Origin of the sequence: Micromonospora sp. CPCC 206171, assembly GCF_036906755.1 — a bacterium.
Classification (GTDB): Bacteria; Actinomycetota; Actinomycetes; order Mycobacteriales; family Micromonosporaceae; genus Micromonospora; species Micromonospora purpureochromogenes.
The window spans coordinates 86,625-103,238 of the sequence record NZ_JBAKHT010000002.1 but is presented as its reverse complement, the minus strand read 5'-3'; the positions used below and the strand labels follow the sequence as shown (position 1 = coordinate 103,238).

Sequence of the window (16,614 nt, the reverse complement as noted above, 5' to 3'; positions counted from 1 at the left end):
CCCGGCCGCGAGGATGGCCGGGTGGAGAACACCGGCTACCCCTGCCCCGGCTGCGGCGCGCCCGCCGATCTCGTCCGCGGCTGCTCCGGCTGCGGCCGCCCGCCGTACCCGCCCGCCGCCGAGGTGATCCGGCTGGACGCGGAGATCCGTGCGCTCGGTCGGGAGGTGGAGCGGGTCCGCGAGGCGTACCAGGGGCTCGCCGGTCGGCTGCTCGCGGCGCAGCGCCGGCGGGCGGAGCTGGCGGCCCGGGTCCGCGCGGAGGTCGCCCGGCCGGTGCCGGCCGGTCCGCCGCCGGTCTCGGCCCGACCCGCCCCGGTTCCGCCGCCGCCGGGCCGGCCGGAGACCTCCACCCGGACGGTGCAGGGGCTGCTGTTCGTCCTCGGCGGGCTGCTGCTCGGCACCGCGGCGGTGGTCTTCACCGCCGTGGCCTGGGCCGCCGTCGGGGTCGCCGGGCGGGCCGCGATCCTGGCCGCCGTCACCGTGCTGGCCCTGGCCGCGCCGCTGGTCGCGGCGCGGCGCGGGCTGCGGGGCACCGCGGAGACCTTCGCCGCGGTGGGGCTGCTGCTGGTGGTCCTCGACGGGTACGCCGCCTGGACGGTGGACCTGTTCGGCGTGGCCGACTGGCCGGGCACCCGGTACGCCGCGCTGGTCGGGGGGGCCGGCGCGGCCATCGCCGCCGGGTACGCCCGGCTCAGCCGGTTGACCGTGCCCTGGTTCGCGGCGCTCCTCGTCGCGCAGCCGGTGCTGCCGCTGGCGGCGGTGGCGGCCCGCCCCGATGCCGCCGGATGGGCCCTGGTCCTGCTCGGGGTGGCGCTGCTCGACCTCGTGGTGGTGGTCGCGCTGCGTCGCCGCTCCGCGGCGCCGGCCGAGCCCGGTCCGGTGCCTCCCGGTTCGGTCGCCGCCCCGGCTTCGCCCGGTGCGGCCGCCGATGCGGTGGACCAGGCGCCGGCCGAGCGTTCCGAGCCCGGTCGGGTGCCGTCCCCCGCCGCTGCGGCGGGCCAGGGCACGGCCACGGGCCAGCCGGTGTCCGCCGGGGCCGGTGGGGGGCCGGCGGTGGTCGGCGGGGGGACGCCGGCCACTGGGCCGGGGGCGCGGATCGGGGGGCCGGCGGCCGGTGGGGGACCGGTCGCCGGGCCGCGCGTCCCGGCCGTCGTGCGGGCCGGACAGGTGCTCGCCTGGCTCGGCTTCGGTGCCGCGACGGCGCTCGCCGCCGGCTGCGCGCTGGTGCCGCTGGCCTGGGGCCGGGCCGCCGGCCGGCCGCTGCTGGCCGGAGCGCCGCTGCTGCTGGTGGGGCTGGTCCTGCTCGGCGCGGCGTGGGCCGCCGGTGGCCGGGTGTTCCGTCAGGTAGCGGCGGCGCTGCTGGTGCCGCTGCTGGCCGCCGCGCTGCTTCGCCCGGTGGTCGAGCTGCGACCCGGGGTGCTGCTGGTGGCGGCCGCCCTGGTGACCACCGCCCTGGCCGGGGCGGCCCGGGTGGTCCCGGCGCGGCTGCGCTCCGGCCCCCGGGTCGGTGCCCTGCTCGTCGCCGGCGCGCTGGCCCAGGTGGTGGTTCTGGCCACTCTGCTGGTCGCCGGTGGCGCGGTGGCCCGGTCGCTGCCTGGGTGGCGGGGCGCGGCGGCCGGCCCGGCGGTCGGCTGGGGCTGGCAGCTTCCGGTCGCCGTAGCGCTGACCGCTGCCGCGATCGGACTGCTGCTGCCCCGGGCCGCCCGCCCGGTGACCGCGCTGGGCGGTGTCGCGCTGACCGCTTCCGCCCTGCCGGCGGTGGCCGCCACGCCGTGGCCGGCGGCGCTCGCCATCGATCTCGTCGTCGGGGTGGCGCTCGTGCTGGCCGTCGTCCGGCCCGCTCGCCGCAACCCGACCGTGGTGGTCGGGTCGCTGGCCGGCTCGGCGCTGCTCGGGCACGGTCTGCTGGTGGCCCTGGCCGCGCCGGGCGGCATGCTGGTGACGCTCGGGGTGCTGCTGCCCGCCGGGCTGGCGGTGCCGGCCCTCGCCCGCCGGGGGGCCCCGGCGCAGCGCGCCGTCGCCGGGGGCGGGCTGGCCGTGGCGCTGCTCGCCGTGCCGGCGGGGACGGTCGTCGCGCTCCTCGCCGCCGGCTCGGCCCCCTGGTGGCAGCTGCGGGCCGGCTTCGCCGCCGCCGTGGTCCCACTGGTCGCGCTCGGCGCGGTCCGCCGCCGCTGGCCCGACCTCGACGGGTACGCCTCGGCCGCCGCCGCCGTGGCGCTCGCCGTGTTCGGGCTGGCACCGGTGGTCGTACCGGCCGCCGAGCCGGTCCCGCTCTACGCCGCGCTCGCCGCGCTGCTGCTGGTGGCCGTCGACCGGGGCACCCCGGCGTCGGCCGTCGGTCGGGTGGCGGCCGCCGCGCTGGCGGTGGTCGCGGCGCTCGCCGCCGCCCCGGTGGCCGTGACGGCGCTGCTGTCCCCGTACGACGGGCCGGTCGAGCCCTGGTCGGGCGTACCCGCGACCGGGCCGCTGCCCGGCGGGTGGGCCGGCGGCGCGGCCCTGCTGGTGCTGGCGGTCGCCGCCGGGCTGGTCGGCCGGCGGACCGGGGGCGGCGCGGCCGTCCCGGCCCTGCTGGCCCTGCCCTTCGCCGCCGCCGCGCTGCCGGTGCTGCTGGCGGCGGCCGGCGCGCCCTGGCCGGTGGTGCCGGCGGTGGCGCTGGGCACCGGGCTGGCCGCCCTGCTGGCCGCCGCGCTGCGGCGCCCGGGTCCCCTGCTGGGCGCGGTCGCGGTGCCGGTGGGGGCGCTCTGGACCCTGGCCGGGCTGACCGGGCTGCTCGCCACCCGGCCCGGCACCCTCGCCGGCCTGGCGCTGCTGGTCGTGGCGGCGGCGGTGGCCGGCGTCGCCGGGCGGCGGGCCGAGGTGCGGCTGGCCGGCTGCCTGGTGGCGGTCGCCGCGGCCACCGGCTTCGCGGTGACCGCGTCGCTGGCCGCGGGGCTGCCGCTGCGGACCGCCGGTTTCGCGGTGCTCGCGGTGGCGGTGGCGGTGCTGTACGCCGCGCCGCCGCTGGCCCGGCGCACGCCGGTGACCGGACGGGCGGCGGAGGGCGCGGCCCAGGCCGTGGCGCTGGTGGCGCTGCTGCTCACCGCGTCCGCCCCGCGCCACGCGGCGGCGGTGTGCGTGCTGTGGGGTGCGGCGGTGGCGCCACGGGTGCTGCGGCGGGGCGAGTCCGCCGGCCGGCGGTGGGCCTTCGCGGGCATCGCCGGCGGCAGCGAATTGCTCGGCGCCTGGCTGCTGCTCGCCGCCGGCTCAGTGGTCCTGCTGGAGGCGTACACCCTGCCGGCGGCGGGACTGGCGCTGGTCGCCGGGGTGGTCGCGCTGCGTACCCGGCCGGGGTTGACCAGCTGGCTGGCGCTCGGTCCCGGGCTGGCCGCTGGGCTGCTGCCCGGCCTGGTGTCGGTGCTGGTCGCCCCCGAGCCCCAGCCCTGGCGACGGCTGCTGCTCGGGGTCGCCGCGCTGGCCGTGGTGCTCGCCGGGGCCACCCGGCGCTGGCAGGCGCCGGTAGTGCTCGGGGGCTCCACGCTGGCCCTGCTGGCCCTGCACGAGCTGGTCCGCGGCTGGGACCTGCTGCCCCGGTGGATCTTCCTGGCCGTCGGCGGGTTCGCGTTGATCGCCCTCGCCGCCACGTACGAGCGGCGGCGGCGTGACCTGACCCGGCTGCGCGCGGCCGTCGGACGGATGGGCTGAGGTAGGGGCAACACCACCACGAATCGGGGTGTTGCCATGATTACCAGGCGCAACCGCCGCCGCGAGAATCAAGGAGGGCCCGCCAACGGGTGCGGCCCCGACCGAGGACTGGGAGTGGAGATGGCGCCTTCAGCGGTGGCGGACCAACCGGTACGACGCGGCAGTGACTACGCAGTGTTGTCCCGACGGATCAACGAGGCCGGCCTGCTGGAACGCCGTCCCGGCCGGTACGCGGCGCGGATCGCGCTGACCGCCGGCTTCTTCCTGGCGGGCTGGGCCGCCGTGATCGCGGTCGGGGACTCGTGGGCGCAGCTGCTGATGGCGGTGGGCATGGCGGTGGCCACCACCCAGGTCGCCTTCCTCGGCCACGACGCCGGGCACCGGCAGATGTTCCGCCGCCGGGGCCCGAGCGAACTGGCCGGTCTGCTCGCCGGAAACCTGGCGGTCGGGCTCAGCTACGGCTGGTGGGTCGACAAGCACAACCGGCACCACGCCAACCCCAACCACACCGACGAGGACCCGGACGTCGGCGGCGGCGCGCTGGTCTGGACGTACGAGCAGGCGGCGGCGACGCCGCCCTACCTGCGTTGGCTGGCCCGGCGGCAGGCCTGGCTGTTCTTCCCGATGCTGCTGCTGGAGGGCTTCCACCTGCACGTGGCCAGCATCCGGGCGCTGGTCGGCCGGTCGGGCGGCGGCTGGGCCACGCCGATGCGGCACCGGGGCGTGGAGGGGCTGCTGCTCGTCGCGCACACCGTCGGCTACCTGGGGCTGATCTTCGCCGTCATGTCGCCGGCGAAGGCGCTCGCCTTCATCGCCATCCACCAGGGGCTCTGGGGTCTCTACATGGGCTGCGCGTTCGCCCCGAACCACAAGGGCATGCCGATGCCGACGGAGGCAGACAACCTGGACTACCTGCGCAAGCAGGTGCTCACCTCGCGCAACGTGCGGGGCGGCCGGTTCGTCGACGTGGCGCTGGGCGGGCTCAACTACCAGATCGAGCACCACCTGTTCCCGAACATGCCCCGGGGCAACCTGCGCCGGGCGCAGCCGATCGTGCAGGCGTACTGCGCGGAGCGCGAGGTGCCGTACGTCGAGACCGGGCTGGTCGAGTCGTACCGGCAGGCGCTGGCACACCTGCACGAGGTGGGCCGGCCGCTGCGCGGCTGACCCTCGTACGCAGGACGGGGCGGCACCGGTCACGGTGCCGCCCCGTCGCGTCGGGGTGCGGGGCGGTCAGCCGCCGAACGCCTTGATCAGCTCTTCCGGGGCCTCCTGGGTCTGGCTGGCCGGCGGCTTCTGCGGGGCGACGGCCGCGCCGAAGTCCGTGTAGGTGGTCTTGAGCTTGCCGGCCGCTGGGGACAGCACGGTGGTGTCGACGACCAGCTCGATCAGCCGGCCCTGGTCGTCGGTCTTCGCGGTGAACGGCACCGCCTTGGCCTTGGCGCCGAGCGCCTTGATGCCCTTGTCGTCCGGCTTGGCCTTCGTATAGTCGAGAGTGCCGGCGAAGGCGTGCTCACCGGTCTTCTCGACCTCGGTGACCCCCTTGATCATCTGCTTGGCGCCGCCCGGGTCGCCGTCCGGCATCAGGTTCATCTGACCGCTGGCGCCGAGCTTGGTGGCGTCCATGTGCAGCCACTTCTTCGGTGCGCCCGCCATGCCGCTGATCTTCATCCAGGCGTCGTCGCCGAGCGTGATCATCCGGACCTTGCCCTGGCTGCCCATGTCGAGGGTCATGTCCATCGCCTTGGTCCGCGGGTCCATCAGGCCACCGCCGCTAAGCACCGACGAGGTGATGGTGGCCCGGACGCTGTCCTCGTTGAGCTTGAGCGCGGCGGCGGTCAGCTCGTCGAGCGGAGCGACCGACGCGCTGCTGCTCGGGGCGCCGCTCGCGGCGCTTCCGCCGGCGGCTGGAGTGTCCGCTCCGTCCTGGTTGCCGCAGCCGGTCAGCAGACCCAGCGCGGCGACGAGCGCGACCCCCGTGGTCGCCAGCCGTCGAGTGTTCATTGTGGATTTCTCCTCGTGAAGGGTGGGCCGGTGCGGCGCGTGCTGCCCGCCACCGGCCGGGCCGTCGGTCAGCGTAGCGGGCGAATGCGACAGTCGGGTGTCGATGTCCGTCCGCCGTCGCCGTCGGTGCCCGGCCCGGCACACCCGGTCAACCGATCCCGACCCGCCTCCGGCGCGTCGGGCCCGCCCAGGCCGGTGCCGGTAGGGTCGGGCCATGACAGACCTGCTCACCGCCGAGGCGGTGCGAGAGAAGCTGGGCGGGCTGGCGGACTGGTCGGGTGACCCGACCCAGATCAGCCGCACCGTCGAGCTGGGCAGCTTCCCGGCCGCCATCGCCGTGGTCGACCGGGTGGCGGAGGTGGCCGAGCGCCTCGACCACCACCCCGACATCGACATCCGGTGGCGGACCGTGACCTTCCGCTGCGTCACCCACTCCGCCGGTGGGGTCACCGACCGGGACGTGGAGCTGGCGCGCCAGATCGACGACATCGTCCGGAGCGCCCGATGAGATTCGAGATCAGCAAGGTGCTGGACGCCATCGAGGGGCGGGTCTGCACCGACCCGTCCCTGGCCCGGGCCGTCCTCGACCTGGCCGAGGTGATCCGCTACCAGGACCTCGACGGTGGCCGGCCGGCCAGCCTGCTGCGGCTCGGCATGGTGATCGACGCCCTCTCCCGCGAGCTGGAGGAGGACAGCGTCCCGGTCTACGCCGTGGTGCACCGGGCGTTGCTCTCCGACGCCGACCTCACCTCCAACGAGCGGATGGTGGTCCGGCGCTGGGCCGACGACGGCCTGGTCGAGGTGCTGGACAACCCGGGCGACCGGATGCTGGAGGTGGCCGACCTGCTCGGCCTGCCGGTGCTCACCCGGGTCCGGTTCGACAGCCTGCGCGGTCGGTTCCCGTGGCTGGTGGAGCAGCCGGGCCGGGTGCTCGCGCCGGTGCCCGGCGCCGGCGGTCCGGTCTTCGTCGCGCACGTCGGCGGCGGCTCGACCCCGGTCGAGGGGGACCGCTCGCCGGTCGGGGCGAAGCTGCTGGCCCGGCAGTGGCGCTGCCCGGAGCCGGGCTGCGCCCTCTTCGGCGGCGGCGGGGGCGGTGGCGCCTTCGCCGACCTGGCCCGGGTCGAGCGAGCGCCGGCCGGCCAGCCGCCACCCGCGCTGCGCAACGGGGTGCCGACCTGTCCCCGGCACGGTGCCCGGCTCGGTGACGCCGGGCCGCGCCCCCGCACCGAGGTGCTGGCGGTCCGGATCGGTGGCCTGGTCCGGCGGCGGTTCGTGCTCACCGAGGAGCAGCCGGTGTTCGTCGGGCGGGCGCCGGAGGCGAGCGGCGGGATCGTGCTCGGCCAGTGGCTCAACGACGAGGCCCGGCGCTGGATCAGCCGCAGCCACCTGAAGCTGGAGCTGCGGGTCGGCGAGGTGATCGTGACCGACGTGAGCACCAACGGCTCCGGCATCCGCCCGCACGGGTCGATGACCGAGGCGGAACGGATCCCGCTCGCGCCGAACCAGTCCCGGGTGCTCGGCGGCGCCGACATGGTCGAGCTCTACCCGGGCGTCCAGGTCGGTCGCGCCGGCGAACTGCCCACCGGCGCCCCGTTCACCCCCACCTCCGTGATGGCCGAGGCGCCCACCATGGCGATGCGCCTGCCCCGTAACTGACCCACCAACGACGAGCGGGCGTCGGGACCGTGGTCCCGACGCCCGCTTCGCGCGTACGAGGTCAGCCGGCCAGCACGGCGGCGAGCTGGGCCACCGCGTGGTCGATCTCCTCCTCGGTGATCACCAGCGGCGGGGCCAGCCGGATGGTGGAGCCGTGGGTGTCCTTGGCCAGGACGCCGCGCTCCATCAGCCGCTCGCAGGCCTGCCGGCCACTCATCAGCGCCGGGTCGATGTCCACCCCGGCCCAGAGGCCGCGGACCCGGACGGCGACCAGACCCTTGCCGAGCAGCCCTTCCAGGCCGGCGCGCAGCCGCGCGCCCAGCTCGGCGGAGCGGCGCTGGAACTCGCCGGTGGCCAGCAGCCGGACCACCTCGGTGGCGACCGCGCAGGCCAGCGGGTTGCCGCCGAAGGTCGAACCGTGCTGGCCCGGCTTCAGCACCCCCAGCACATCGGCGTTCGCGGCGACCGCGGAGACCGGCACGATGCCGCCGCCGAGCGCCTTGCCCAGCAGGTACATGTCCGGCACGACGCCCTCGTGGTCGCAGGCGAAGGTGTGCCCGGTCCGGCCGAGGCCGGACTGGATCTCGTCGGCGATGAAGAGCACGTTGCGCTCGGTGCAGACCCGGCGGACGCCCGGCAGGTAGCCCTCCGGCGGCACCACGACGCCCTGCTCGCCCTGGATCGGCTCGAGCAGCACGGCGACGGTGTTCTCGTCGATCGCGCCGGCCAGCGCGTCCAGGTCGCCGTAGGGGACCACCGTGAAGCCCGGGGTGTACGGCCCGAAGTCGGCGCGCGCGTCCTCGTCGGTGGAGAAGCTGACGATGGTGGTCGTCCGGCCGTGGAAGTTGCCCTCGGCGACCACGATGTTGGCCTGGCCGGGGGTGACGCCCTTGACCTGGTAGCCCCACTTGCGGGCGACCTTGACGCCGGTCTCGACCGCCTCGGCGCCGGTGTTCATCGGCAGGACCAGGTCCTTGCCGCACAGCTCGGCCAGCTCCTTGCAGAAGTCGGCGAACTGGTCGTGGATGAACGCGCGGCTGGTCAGCGTCAGCTTGTCGAGCTGCTCGTGGGCGGCCCGGATCAGCGTCGGGTGCCGGTGGCCGAAGTTCAGCGCCGAGTAGCCGGCGAGGCAGTCCAGGTAGCGACGGCCGTCCACGTCGGTGAGCCAGGCGCCCTCGGCGGAGGAGATCACCACCGGCAGCGGGTGGTAGTTGTGCGCGGTGTGCTTCTCCGCGTCCCGTACCGCGGCCGGAGTCCGCAGCATGTCCTCGATCACTTGCTCGCCTTTCCCTGACGGAGTCGCAACGTGCAGCACTTCGGTCCGCCGCCGGCCTTGCGCAGCTCGGACAGGTCGATCCCGATGGTCTCGTAACCCCGGTCCCGCAGCTTCGCGGCCAGGTCGGTGGCCTGCGCCGGCAGCACCACGTGCCGGCCGTCGCTGACCGCGTTCAGCCCCAGCACCTCGGCGTCGGCCATGGTGGCGTGCACCGCGTCCGGGAAGAGCCGGCGCAGCACCGCCTGGCTGCCGGGGGAGAACGCCTCCGGAAGGTACGCCACGGTCCGCTCGTCGAGCACGGTCAGGGCGGTGTCCAGGTGGTAGAAGCGCGGGTCGACCAGCTGCATCGTGATCACCGGGTAGCCGAAGACCTCCTGCAGCTGCGCGTGCGAGGCGTGCGCGGTGCGGAAGCCGGTGCCGGCCAGCAGGTAGTCGCCGACCAGCAGGACGTCGCCCTCGCCCTCGTTGACGTGCTTCGGGTCGTACATCTCGAAGCCGGCGGCCTCGAACCAGGCGCGGTAGGCGGGGGCCTCGTCGGCGCGCTGCGGGTCGCGGAACTGCACCGCCATGGCCTTGTCGTCGATCACCGTGCCGCCGTTGGCGGCGAAGACCATGTCCGGCAGGCCGGCGACCGGGTCGATCAGCTCGACGGAGTGGCCCAGGTCGAGGTAGGTCTGGCGCAGCTGCTCCCACTGCCGGATGGCCAGGTCGGCGTCGACCGGCGCGGTCGGGTCCATCCACGGGTTGATGGCGTAGTCGACGGCGAAGTACGTCGGCCGGCACATCAGGAAGCGCTGGCTGATGGCGTCCATCGTCATGTCCTGCTCCTGGGGGTCGGGCGCGCCCGGCCACCTCGGCCGACGGGCTGGCGCCGTCCGTCAACGGTATGCGGCATCGGCCGACGACATCCACCGCCGAGGCTTGCGTACGCCGACGAAACGTTGCGTCTGGCGTCGGCCGTGCGGTGATCTGTTGCGTTCCCGCCCGCCACCCGGATGCCGAAGGGGCCGCCACCCCCGGAACGGGAGGTGACGGCCCCTGGACGCGCTTCGGGGGCGGCGAACCGCCGCCCCCGAAAGGATGCGTGCCCGGCTGGTGAACCACCAGACTGATCGGGCGTCGCCGGCGTACCACCGGCGAGCGGAAAGGTGCCCGTCAGAACCGGTCGACAAACTGTGAGTCGAGCCACTCCCGGAACCGGGACACCCAGTCGCCGTCGGCGGTCGGCCAGTCGAACTGGCCGGTCATCGCGACCACCCCGACCACCACCGCGGCCAGGCCCAGCAGGATGCCGATCAGCGCGTCGGTCTTGCCGGCGACGTGCCGCCGCCGGGTCGCCATCAGGCCGAGGACGGAGAGCACCGCGCCGGCCGCGCCGACCGCGATGCCGTACCCGGCCAGCGTGCCGGTGAGCACGAACAGGGCACCGACCACGGAGACGATCAGGCCGAGGGTGGCCAGCAGGCTCGCCCGCGGCTTCGGGCCGGCGACCACCGGGGTCTCCCGGCGGGCCTCGTCCCGGTCGGGGACGCCGTCCCGGTCCCGGTCCAGGTCGACCGTCCGCTCGGCGGTCGGGTCGGCGAGGGCGGTGCCCGGCCGGGTGTCCCGGTCCGCGCCAGTGCGCCGGTCCGACGTCGTACGCCGGGGCTCGTCGTCGATCGGGGCGACCCGGCCGGAGGGGCCGCGGGTCGACTCGGAACGGGCGGTGGCCGCCCGGGCCAGCGCGGCGCGCTCCGCGGCCCGGCGCTCCGTCTCGGCGTCGCGCTCGCCGTCGGTGGCCGGCGCGTTGCTGCGGTACGTCGTCTGCTCGGCGTCCCGGTCGGTGACCACCGGCGGATCGGCCGGGCGGTCGACCGGGTCGACGGCGCTCCGGTCGCGTCCGTCGACGCGCCCGTCGCCGTTACGGTCGGTCGTGGGCGCCGGCTCGGTCCGGCGCGACAGCGAAGGAATCTTCATCACGAACACCTCCTGATCGATGCGTGGAGGCCTCGGGAAGCGCCGGTGGGCAGCCACGCGTATCACCGCTGTGGTACCCAGCGGCCCGATCCGCCACACCCGGCTACCGTTGCCGTCGTGCCAGAGGGACACACCATTCACCGCCTGGCGGCCCGGCACGCCGAGCTGTTCGCCGGCGACAAGGTGACCGCCGCCAGCCCGCAGGGCCGCTTCGCCGAGGGCGCCGCCCGGCTCTCCGGCACCGTCCTCGACGGCACCGAGGCGTACGGCAAGCACCTGCTGCACCACTACGCCGGCGAGCTGACCCTGCACGTGCACCTCGGCCTGTACGGCAGGTTCAGCGACGGGCCGGGGGAGCCGCCGCCCCCGGTCGGGCAGGTCCGGTTGCGGCTCGCCAGCGACCGGCACTGGCTCGACCTGCGCGGCCCCACCGCCTGCGAGCTGCTCACCCCGCCCGAGGTCGCCGCGCTGCGCGACCGGCTCGGCCCGGACCCGCTGCGGTCCGACGCCGAGCCGCGCCGGGCCTGGGCGCGGATCCGGCGCAGCCCCACCCCGCTCGCCGCGCTGCTGCTGGACCAGTCCGTGGTGGCCGGCACCGGGCTGATCTTCGTCACCGAGGCGCTGTTCCGGGCGGGGTTGCCGCCGACCCTGCCCGGCCGGGAGCTGACCCCGGCCGGCTGGGACGCGCTCTGGGCCGACCTGGTCGAGCTGATGACGCTGGCCGTCGACCGCGGTCGGATCGACACCGTCCGCGACGCGCACCTGCCGGAGGCGATGGGCCGCCCGGCCCGGGTCGACCGGCACGGCGGCGAGGTGTACGTCTACCGCCGCCCCGGCGACCCCTGCCACGTCTGCGCGACGCCGGTGCGCCGGGGCGTGCTGGCCGCCCGCAACCTCTACTGGTGCCCCACCTGCCAGGCCGGCTGAGTTCGGCCCAGTCGCGGTCGACGCCCGGCTCAGTCGCCGTCGACGAGCCAGCGGACCGACTCGACCTGGTTCGGGAAGACGACCTCCCCGTCGGTGCTCCAGGCCAGCGTCTGGGCGATCGCCCAGCCCCGGACCCGGTCCCGGTCCAGCCCCAGCGCGCCGGTCAGTCGGTCGAGCCGCCGCCGCAGCGCCGCCGGCGAGTGACCCAGCTCGGGGCCGCGCACGATCGGCACCGCCCCGAACTCCCGCTCGCCGACCAGCGGCTTCGGGTCGATCACCAGCCACGGCTCGCGGGTCGCGCGCAGCACGTTGCCAGCGTGCAGGTCCTGGTTGACCAGCACCTGTTCGCCCTGGTCGTCGACGAGGTCGGCGAGCCGGCCGAGCGCGGCGTCGAGCAGCCGCCGCTCGTACGGCCGGCCGGCCCGCTCCCAGTTCACCGGCAGCCGCGCGCGCCAGCCGGCAGCCTCCTCGGCGAGCGTGGTGAACGGCCCGTCGGCCGGTTGCCACAGCCGGGGCAGCAGCCCGGCGACGACGTCCAGCGCCTCGTCGGGCGGCAGCTCGTGCACCGGCGAGCCGGGCAGGCACCGCTCGACCAGCAGCGCCCGCCGTCGCGGGTCGTGCGCGAGCAGGCGTACCACCCCGCCGCCGGCCCAGTGCGCGAGCGCGTCGGCCTCGCGGCGGCTGTCCTCGTCCGGGTACTGGAGCTTGAGCACCGCCGGGGTGCCGTCGGGCAGCGTGGCGGGCATCGCCAGGGAGGCGAACGCGTACGGGAACGGCGGCCCGAGCCGCAGGGACCAGCGCTCGGCGCACTCGTCCCGCCATCGGGGCAGCGCCGCCAGCCAGTCCCGCCCGACTGGCGTGCGACGCACCCAGGACAACCGCTCCGGAATCTCCACCCGGCCATCCTGCCCGCCCCGGCGGCGCCGGACCCACCCCATTCCGCCGCCTCGCCGGCCTGGCGATGCCGGCTTCGGGTGCGTTTCTTGTCGCCCCGACGACAGGAAACGCACCCACACCTCGCCGGTCAGGGGCGCCAACCGGCGGCCGTCAACGCGGCGCGTAGTTCGGCCGCCACTTCGTCGGGCCGGCGACGGACGTCGAAGGCGGTGAACCGGAGGATGCGGTCGCCCTCGATCCAGATCCGGTTCTGCCGGCGCAGGTCCGCCGCCCAGTGCCGGACGTCCATGTGGTGCCCGCCGTCGACCTCGACGTGCAGGCCCCATCGCCGCCAGTAGGCGTCCAGGTAACGCACCCGCCCGTCGGCGTCGCGCCGCCGTTCCTGCCCCTCGGGGAGGGGTAGCCGGTGCCGCCGGCAGAGCCGGACCAGGTTGATCTCCGACAGCGCCTCGGCTCCGCCGGCGATGTCCCGCAGGGTCTGCCGGATCAGGAGCCGGCGACGGGCCCGTGGCATCCGCTCCAGCACCACGCCGATCTCGTCCGGCGTCGCCCGGCGCTGCTGGCAGCCGGCCGCCAGGATCTCCTGCGCCTGGTCGTCCGTGCGGGCCCACCCGGCCGCGTCCACCAGGGAACGCGCCATCCCGGTCCGATCGGGGTGGCCGCGCTGGTGGTCCTCGGCCGGCAGGTCACGGGTGCGGCGGACCCGAACGGCCGGCAGCCCCGGTGGAAGCCGACGCAGCAGGTCCGCCGCCCGCCGGCCGTGGGGCACGAGCACGTCGACGACCTCGTACCGCCAGTTGCCGCGCAGCCCGGCGGCCTGCGCCGCGGCCAGTCCCGCGAGGACGGCGTCCTCCCCGGCGGCGAGCACCGCCACCCACCACTGCTGGTTTCGGTGGAACGCCGCGTGCGGGTCGCCCACCCGGAGCAGCCCTCGGCAGATCCGGTGCCAGCGTCCCGTGGCGAGGCGGTGCCGCACCGCCGACGGGCTCAGCTCGCCGGTCGCCTGCCCCCACGTGAGCACCCCCGACTGGGTGAACAGCAGCCAGTCCAGCCCTGACGCGTCGTCGCTCGGCATCCGCACCCCGCCATGGCACCGGACTTAGGGTGCGATGGTTGTCGTTCGGGTGACAAGAACCGCACCCGAAGTCGACAGGGCGGTTACTTGGCCAGCGCGTCGACGGCCTTGCGGGCGGCGATCAGCACCGGGTCCCACACCGGGGCGTACGGCGGGGCGTAGCCGAGATCCAGCGCGGTCATGTCGTCCACGGTCATGCCGTTCCAGAGCGCCACGGCCAGCGCGTCGATCCGCTTGGCCGCCTCGGAGCGGCCGACGATCTGGGCGCCGAGCAGCCGCCCGGTGGGACGCTCGGCGATCAGCTTGACGGTCATCGGGCGGGCCCCCGGGTAGTAGCCGGCCCGGCTCGTCGACTCCGCCCGCACCGTGACGAACTCGAAGCCGGCCGACGCGGCTTCCCGCTCCCGCAGCCCGGTACGCCCCACCTCCAGGTCGCAGACCTTGGTCACGGCGGTGCCGATGACGCCGGGGAAGGTGGCGTACCCGCCGCCGATGTTGATCCCGACGACCCGGCCCTGCTTGTTGGCGTGCGTGCCGAGCGGGACGTGCACGGCCATCCCGCTGACCCGGTGCAGCGTCTCCACGCAGTCGCCGGCCGCCCAGACGTCGGCCATCCCCGGCACCCGCATCCGCCGGTCGACGCGGACCCCGCCGGTGGTGCCCACCGGCAGGCCGGCGGCCGCGGCGAGCGCGGTGTTGGCGCGTACCCCGAGGCCGAGGACCACGACGTCGGTCGGCAGCGAACCGGCGTCGGTGACCACCGCGACGACCCGGCCGTCGCGCTCCTCGATCCCGGTCACCCGGACGCCGGTGCGGATCTCGATGCCGAGGCCGCGCATCGCCGTGGCGACCAGGGCGGCCATGTCCGGGTCGACGGTGGACATCGGCTGTTCGCCCTGCTCCACCAGGGTGACCGAGAGTCCTCGCTGGACCAGCGCCTCGGCCATCTCCACCCCGATGTAGCCGCCGCCGACCACCACCGCCCGGCGTGGCTTCGGCTCGGCGTCCAGCCAGTCGCGCACCGCCGCGCCGTCGTCGAGGGTCTGCACCCCGAAGACCCCGCCCACGTCGTCGCGGGCCCAGTCGGGCTTCGTCGGCACCGCGCCGGTGGCGTACACCAGGGTGTCGAACCGCTCGCGGACCTCGCCGCCGCGGTCCAGGTCGCGGGCGACGACCTCGCGGCGCTCCAGGTCGATGCCGGTGACCTCGGTGCGGGTCCGCACGTCGATCTGGTGCTCCTCGCGGAACGTCGCCGGGGAGCGGACGATCAGGTCGTCGCGGTCCTCGACCGTCCCGCTGATCCAGTACGGGATGCCGCACGCCGAGTACGACGTGAAGTGGCCCCGCTCGAACGCGACGATCTCCAGGTCGTCGCGGCCGCGACGGCGGCGGGCCTGGGACGCCGCCGCCATGCCCGCGGCGTCCCCGCCGATGACGATCAGCCGTTGTGCCACGGTGACCAGTCTTCCACGCAGGGGGTCAGCCGCGGGTCTGTCGCGCCACGTCCGCCACCACGTCCTCCAGCCGGCCGGTCCGCTCGAAGACGGCCCGCTGCCGGGCGGCGCCGCTGCCGTGCCGGCGCAGCGCGCCCAGCAGCTCGGTCACCTCGGCCAGGTCGCCGTGGCTCTCTAGCGCCGGGCGCACCCGCTCGACCAGGGCGTCCAGCAGCTCCCAGGCCGGCCGCAGCTCGCCGTTGGTGAGGTCGACGCCGGCGCCCTCCAGCCCGTCGTGCGCGGCCCGCCAGTGCGCGGCGACCAGCAGGTGGTGGTCGGTGTTGACGGCCGGGCGCCCCTCGGCGATGTCCGTCATCGCGGTCGCCACCATCGCCCGGACCATGGCCGCGACCAGCACCGCGTCGTCCACCGACGGGCAGACGTCACCGATGCGGATCTCCACCGTCGGGTACTTCGCCGACAGCCGGGCGTACCAGTAGAGCATCCCCTCGTCGAGCATGACGCCGCTGGCGATGAGCTGCCGGATCAGCCGCTGGTAGTGCTCGTGCGACGCCAGGAACGGGGTGGGGGCGACCGACGGCCAGTGCTCCCACTCAACCGAGCGCCAGCTCGCGTAGCCGGTGTCCGCGCCCCGGGCGAACGGGGAGTTGGTGGTCACCGCGTGCAGCACCGGCAGCCAGGGGCGGACGTGGTTGAGCACCTGGACGCCGGTCTCCGGGTCGGGAACGCCGACGTGCACGTGCATGCCGTTGTTGCCGGGGCCCGGCACCAGCAGCCGGAACCGCTCGATCATCTGGTCGAAGCGGGGCTTGTCGACCACCGGCGGGACCGGGCCGTCGACCGGGCCGGTGCCGATGGCGAGCAGCCGTACGCCGGCCCGCTCGGCGGCGTCGGCGAGCGCGGCCCGCAGCACGCCGAGGGAGTGGCGGATCGACCGGAGCTCCAGCCCGGGCGGGCTGCCGATCTCGATCTGGCTGGTCTGGAACTCCCGCTCCACCTGGCCGCGCAGCTCCGCCGGCACCTGTTCCATCACCAGGTCGACGGCGGGCACCGCGGCGCCGGTGTGCGGGTCGACGAGCAGGAACTCCTCCTCGACGCCCACCGTGAGCAGGTCGGTGCCGTTCGGGGCCGCCGGGCTCGCCTCCGCCACCTGGCTGGTCATCGCCACCACCGTCCGTTCGCCCCGGTCACGGTCCGTCCGCGCCGGTCGGGGCTCTGGTTACCCAGGGTGGCGGCGGCGGAAAACGCCGGACCGGCGCGTCGGGGCGGCGTGTCGCCGATCCCGCCGGTGGAGTGGACGGCGGACCCTAGGCTGATCGCGTGCCGGGTCTGCTGGTGGCGGTGACGGGTCTGTGGGCGTACGCGCTCACCGAGCTGACGTTGCTCGGGCAGCGTCCGGTGGAGCTCCTCGCCGGCGCGGCGGTGGTGGCCGCGCTGCTGCTCGCGACGCTGCTGGCGGCGCGTCCCCGCCGGGTGGGCGGCCCGGCCCGGGGTGGCCGGCGGGCGGTGGGCCTGCGGGAGCGGGCCCGGCGCCGGCGGGTGCCGCGCCAGGTCGATCCGGACGCGGCCGGTCGGCCCCGTCCCCGGGCCCCGGGGTGGCGTCCCTCGGCCGGGTGGCGCCCGGTCGCGGGCTGATCCCGCGCGTCGCCGCCCGGCCGATTCCGTCGTCATCGGTCCCACCGGCCCCG

The 16,614-nt window shown here is 75.9% G+C and carries 14 protein-coding genes; 6 read left to right on the top strand and 8 right to left on the bottom strand.

The genetic code is table 11. From position 1 onward, the window contains the following. Positions 1 to 21 precede the first annotated feature (21 nt). Together V6U89_RS03175 and V6U89_RS03170 are read left to right on the top strand one after the other, a co-directional pair. Entirely contained in the window at positions 22 to 3,681 is a 3,660-nt protein-coding gene (locus V6U89_RS03175; RefSeq protein WP_334569075.1) for an SCO7613 C-terminal domain-containing membrane protein, read from the top strand. Positions 3,682 to 3,801: 120 nt separating this feature from the next. Beyond that, positions 3,802 to 4,848 carry a fatty acid desaturase family protein gene (locus tag V6U89_RS03170; protein ID WP_334569074.1) on the top strand — a complete coding sequence of 349 codons (1,047 nt, stop codon included), beginning with the start codon at positions 3,802 to 3,804 and terminating at the stop codon, positions 4,846 to 4,848. 66 nt (positions 4,849 to 4,914) lie between these two features. Here V6U89_RS03170 and V6U89_RS03165 read toward each other — a convergent pair whose 3' ends face one another. Continuing rightward, the gene (locus V6U89_RS03165) at positions 4,915 to 5,685 is read right to left on the bottom strand and encodes a hypothetical protein (RefSeq protein WP_334569073.1); all 771 of its coding nucleotides are present in this window, start codon (positions 5,683 to 5,685) and stop codon (positions 4,915 to 4,917) included. Positions 5,686 to 5,899: 214 nt separating this feature from the next. Here V6U89_RS03165 and V6U89_RS03160 point away from each other — a divergent pair, with 214 nt between their 5' ends. Both V6U89_RS03160 and V6U89_RS03155 read left to right on the top strand, forming a co-directional pair. Further along, positions 5,900 to 6,193 (top strand): 4a-hydroxytetrahydrobiopterin dehydratase, encoded by a 294-nt coding sequence (locus tag V6U89_RS03160; protein WP_334569072.1) that lies wholly within the window; start codon positions 5,900 to 5,902, stop codon positions 6,191 to 6,193. Next, positions 6,190 to 7,341, top strand: a complete 1,152-nt coding sequence (locus V6U89_RS03155) for an FHA domain-containing protein (protein WP_334569071.1) — start codon at positions 6,190 to 6,192, stop codon at positions 7,339 to 7,341. Before V6U89_RS03160 ends, V6U89_RS03155 begins: the two co-directional genes overlap by 4 nt. A gap of 61 nt (positions 7,342 to 7,402) precedes the next feature. Here the strand turns inward: V6U89_RS03155 and rocD are convergent, their stop codons facing one another. The 3 genes from rocD to V6U89_RS03140 all read right to left on the bottom strand — a co-directional run bounded on the left by rocD (position 7,403) and on the right by V6U89_RS03140 (position 10,573). Next, positions 7,403 to 8,617 carry an ornithine--oxo-acid transaminase gene (rocD, locus tag V6U89_RS03150; protein ID WP_334569070.1) on the bottom strand — a complete coding sequence of 405 codons (1,215 nt, stop codon included), beginning with the start codon at positions 8,615 to 8,617 and terminating at the stop codon, positions 7,403 to 7,405. Then, positions 8,614 to 9,429 (bottom strand): dimethylargininase, encoded by an 816-nt coding sequence (gene ddaH / locus V6U89_RS03145; protein ID WP_179805910.1) that lies wholly within the window; start codon positions 9,427 to 9,429, stop codon positions 8,614 to 8,616. The genes rocD and ddaH overlap by 4 nt, the downstream gene beginning before the upstream one ends. Before the next feature lie 343 nt (positions 9,430 to 9,772). Further along, positions 9,773 to 10,573, bottom strand: a complete 801-nt coding sequence (locus tag V6U89_RS03140) for a thrombospondin (protein ID WP_334569069.1) — start codon at positions 10,571 to 10,573, stop codon at positions 9,773 to 9,775. 117 nt (positions 10,574 to 10,690) lie between these two features. Between V6U89_RS03140 and V6U89_RS03135 the strand changes: the two genes are divergently transcribed. After that, on the top strand, positions 10,691 to 11,500 hold the full coding sequence (locus V6U89_RS03135; protein WP_334569068.1) for an Fpg/Nei family DNA glycosylase: 810 nt from the start codon (positions 10,691 to 10,693) through the stop codon (positions 11,498 to 11,500). A 29-nt stretch (positions 11,501 to 11,529) separates the two neighbouring features. Here V6U89_RS03135 and V6U89_RS03130 read toward each other — a convergent pair whose 3' ends face one another. From V6U89_RS03130 to V6U89_RS03115, 4 genes are all read right to left on the bottom strand, one after another. After that, positions 11,530 to 12,396 carry an aminoglycoside phosphotransferase family protein gene (locus tag V6U89_RS03130; protein ID WP_334569067.1) on the bottom strand — a complete coding sequence of 289 codons (867 nt, stop codon included), beginning with the start codon at positions 12,394 to 12,396 and terminating at the stop codon, positions 11,530 to 11,532. 128 nt (positions 12,397 to 12,524) lie between these two features. Further along, positions 12,525 to 13,472 (bottom strand): endonuclease domain-containing protein, encoded by a 948-nt coding sequence (locus tag V6U89_RS03125; protein WP_334569404.1) that lies wholly within the window; start codon positions 13,470 to 13,472, stop codon positions 12,525 to 12,527. Between the two features lie 83 nt (positions 13,473 to 13,555). Further along, complete coding sequence (locus tag V6U89_RS03120) at positions 13,556 to 14,926, bottom strand: FAD-dependent oxidoreductase (protein WP_334569065.1); 1,371 nt, start codon at positions 14,924 to 14,926, stop codon at positions 13,556 to 13,558. Between the two features lie 25 nt (positions 14,927 to 14,951). After that, positions 14,952 to 16,088, bottom strand: coding sequence for a carboxylate-amine ligase (locus V6U89_RS03115; protein WP_334569064.1), 1,137 nt, complete (start codon positions 16,086 to 16,088; stop codon positions 14,952 to 14,954). 158 nt (positions 16,089 to 16,246) lie between these two features. Between V6U89_RS03115 and V6U89_RS03110 the strand changes: the two genes are divergently transcribed. After that, positions 16,247 to 16,561: a DUF6412 domain-containing protein gene (locus V6U89_RS03110; RefSeq protein WP_334569063.1), complete on the top strand. Its 315-nt coding sequence runs from the start codon at positions 16,247 to 16,249 to the stop codon at positions 16,559 to 16,561. The last annotated feature ends 53 nt before the right edge of the window (positions 16,562 to 16,614 follow it).

What these genes read in the sequence shown, in the direction of transcription:
- V6U89_RS03170 (WP_334569074.1), top strand. Translation starts at nt 3,802, where the DNA reads ATGGCGCCTTCAGCGGTGGCGGACCAACCGGTACGACGCGGCAGTGAC.
- V6U89_RS03165 (WP_334569073.1), bottom strand. Translation starts at nt 5,685, where the DNA reads ATGAACACTCGACGGCTGGCGACCACGGGGGTCGCGCTCGTCGCCGCG.
- V6U89_RS03160 (WP_334569072.1), top strand. Translation starts at nt 5,900, where the DNA reads ATGACAGACCTGCTCACCGCCGAGGCGGTGCGAGAGAAGCTGGGCGGG.
- V6U89_RS03155 (WP_334569071.1), top strand. Translation starts at nt 6,190, where the DNA reads ATGAGATTCGAGATCAGCAAGGTGCTGGACGCCATCGAGGGGCGGGTC.
- ddaH (WP_179805910.1), bottom strand. Translation starts at nt 9,429, where the DNA reads ATGGACGCCATCAGCCAGCGCTTCCTGATGTGCCGGCCGACGTACTTC.
- V6U89_RS03140 (WP_334569069.1), bottom strand. Translation starts at nt 10,573, where the DNA reads ATGAAGATTCCTTCGCTGTCGCGCCGGACCGAGCCGGCGCCCACGACC.
- V6U89_RS03125 (WP_334569404.1), bottom strand. Translation starts at nt 13,472, where the DNA reads ATGCCGAGCGACGACGCGTCAGGGCTGGACTGGCTGCTGTTCACCCAG.
- V6U89_RS03115 (WP_334569064.1), bottom strand. Translation starts at nt 16,088, where the DNA reads ATGACCAGCCAGGTGGCGGAGGCGAGCCCGGCGGCCCCGAACGGCACC.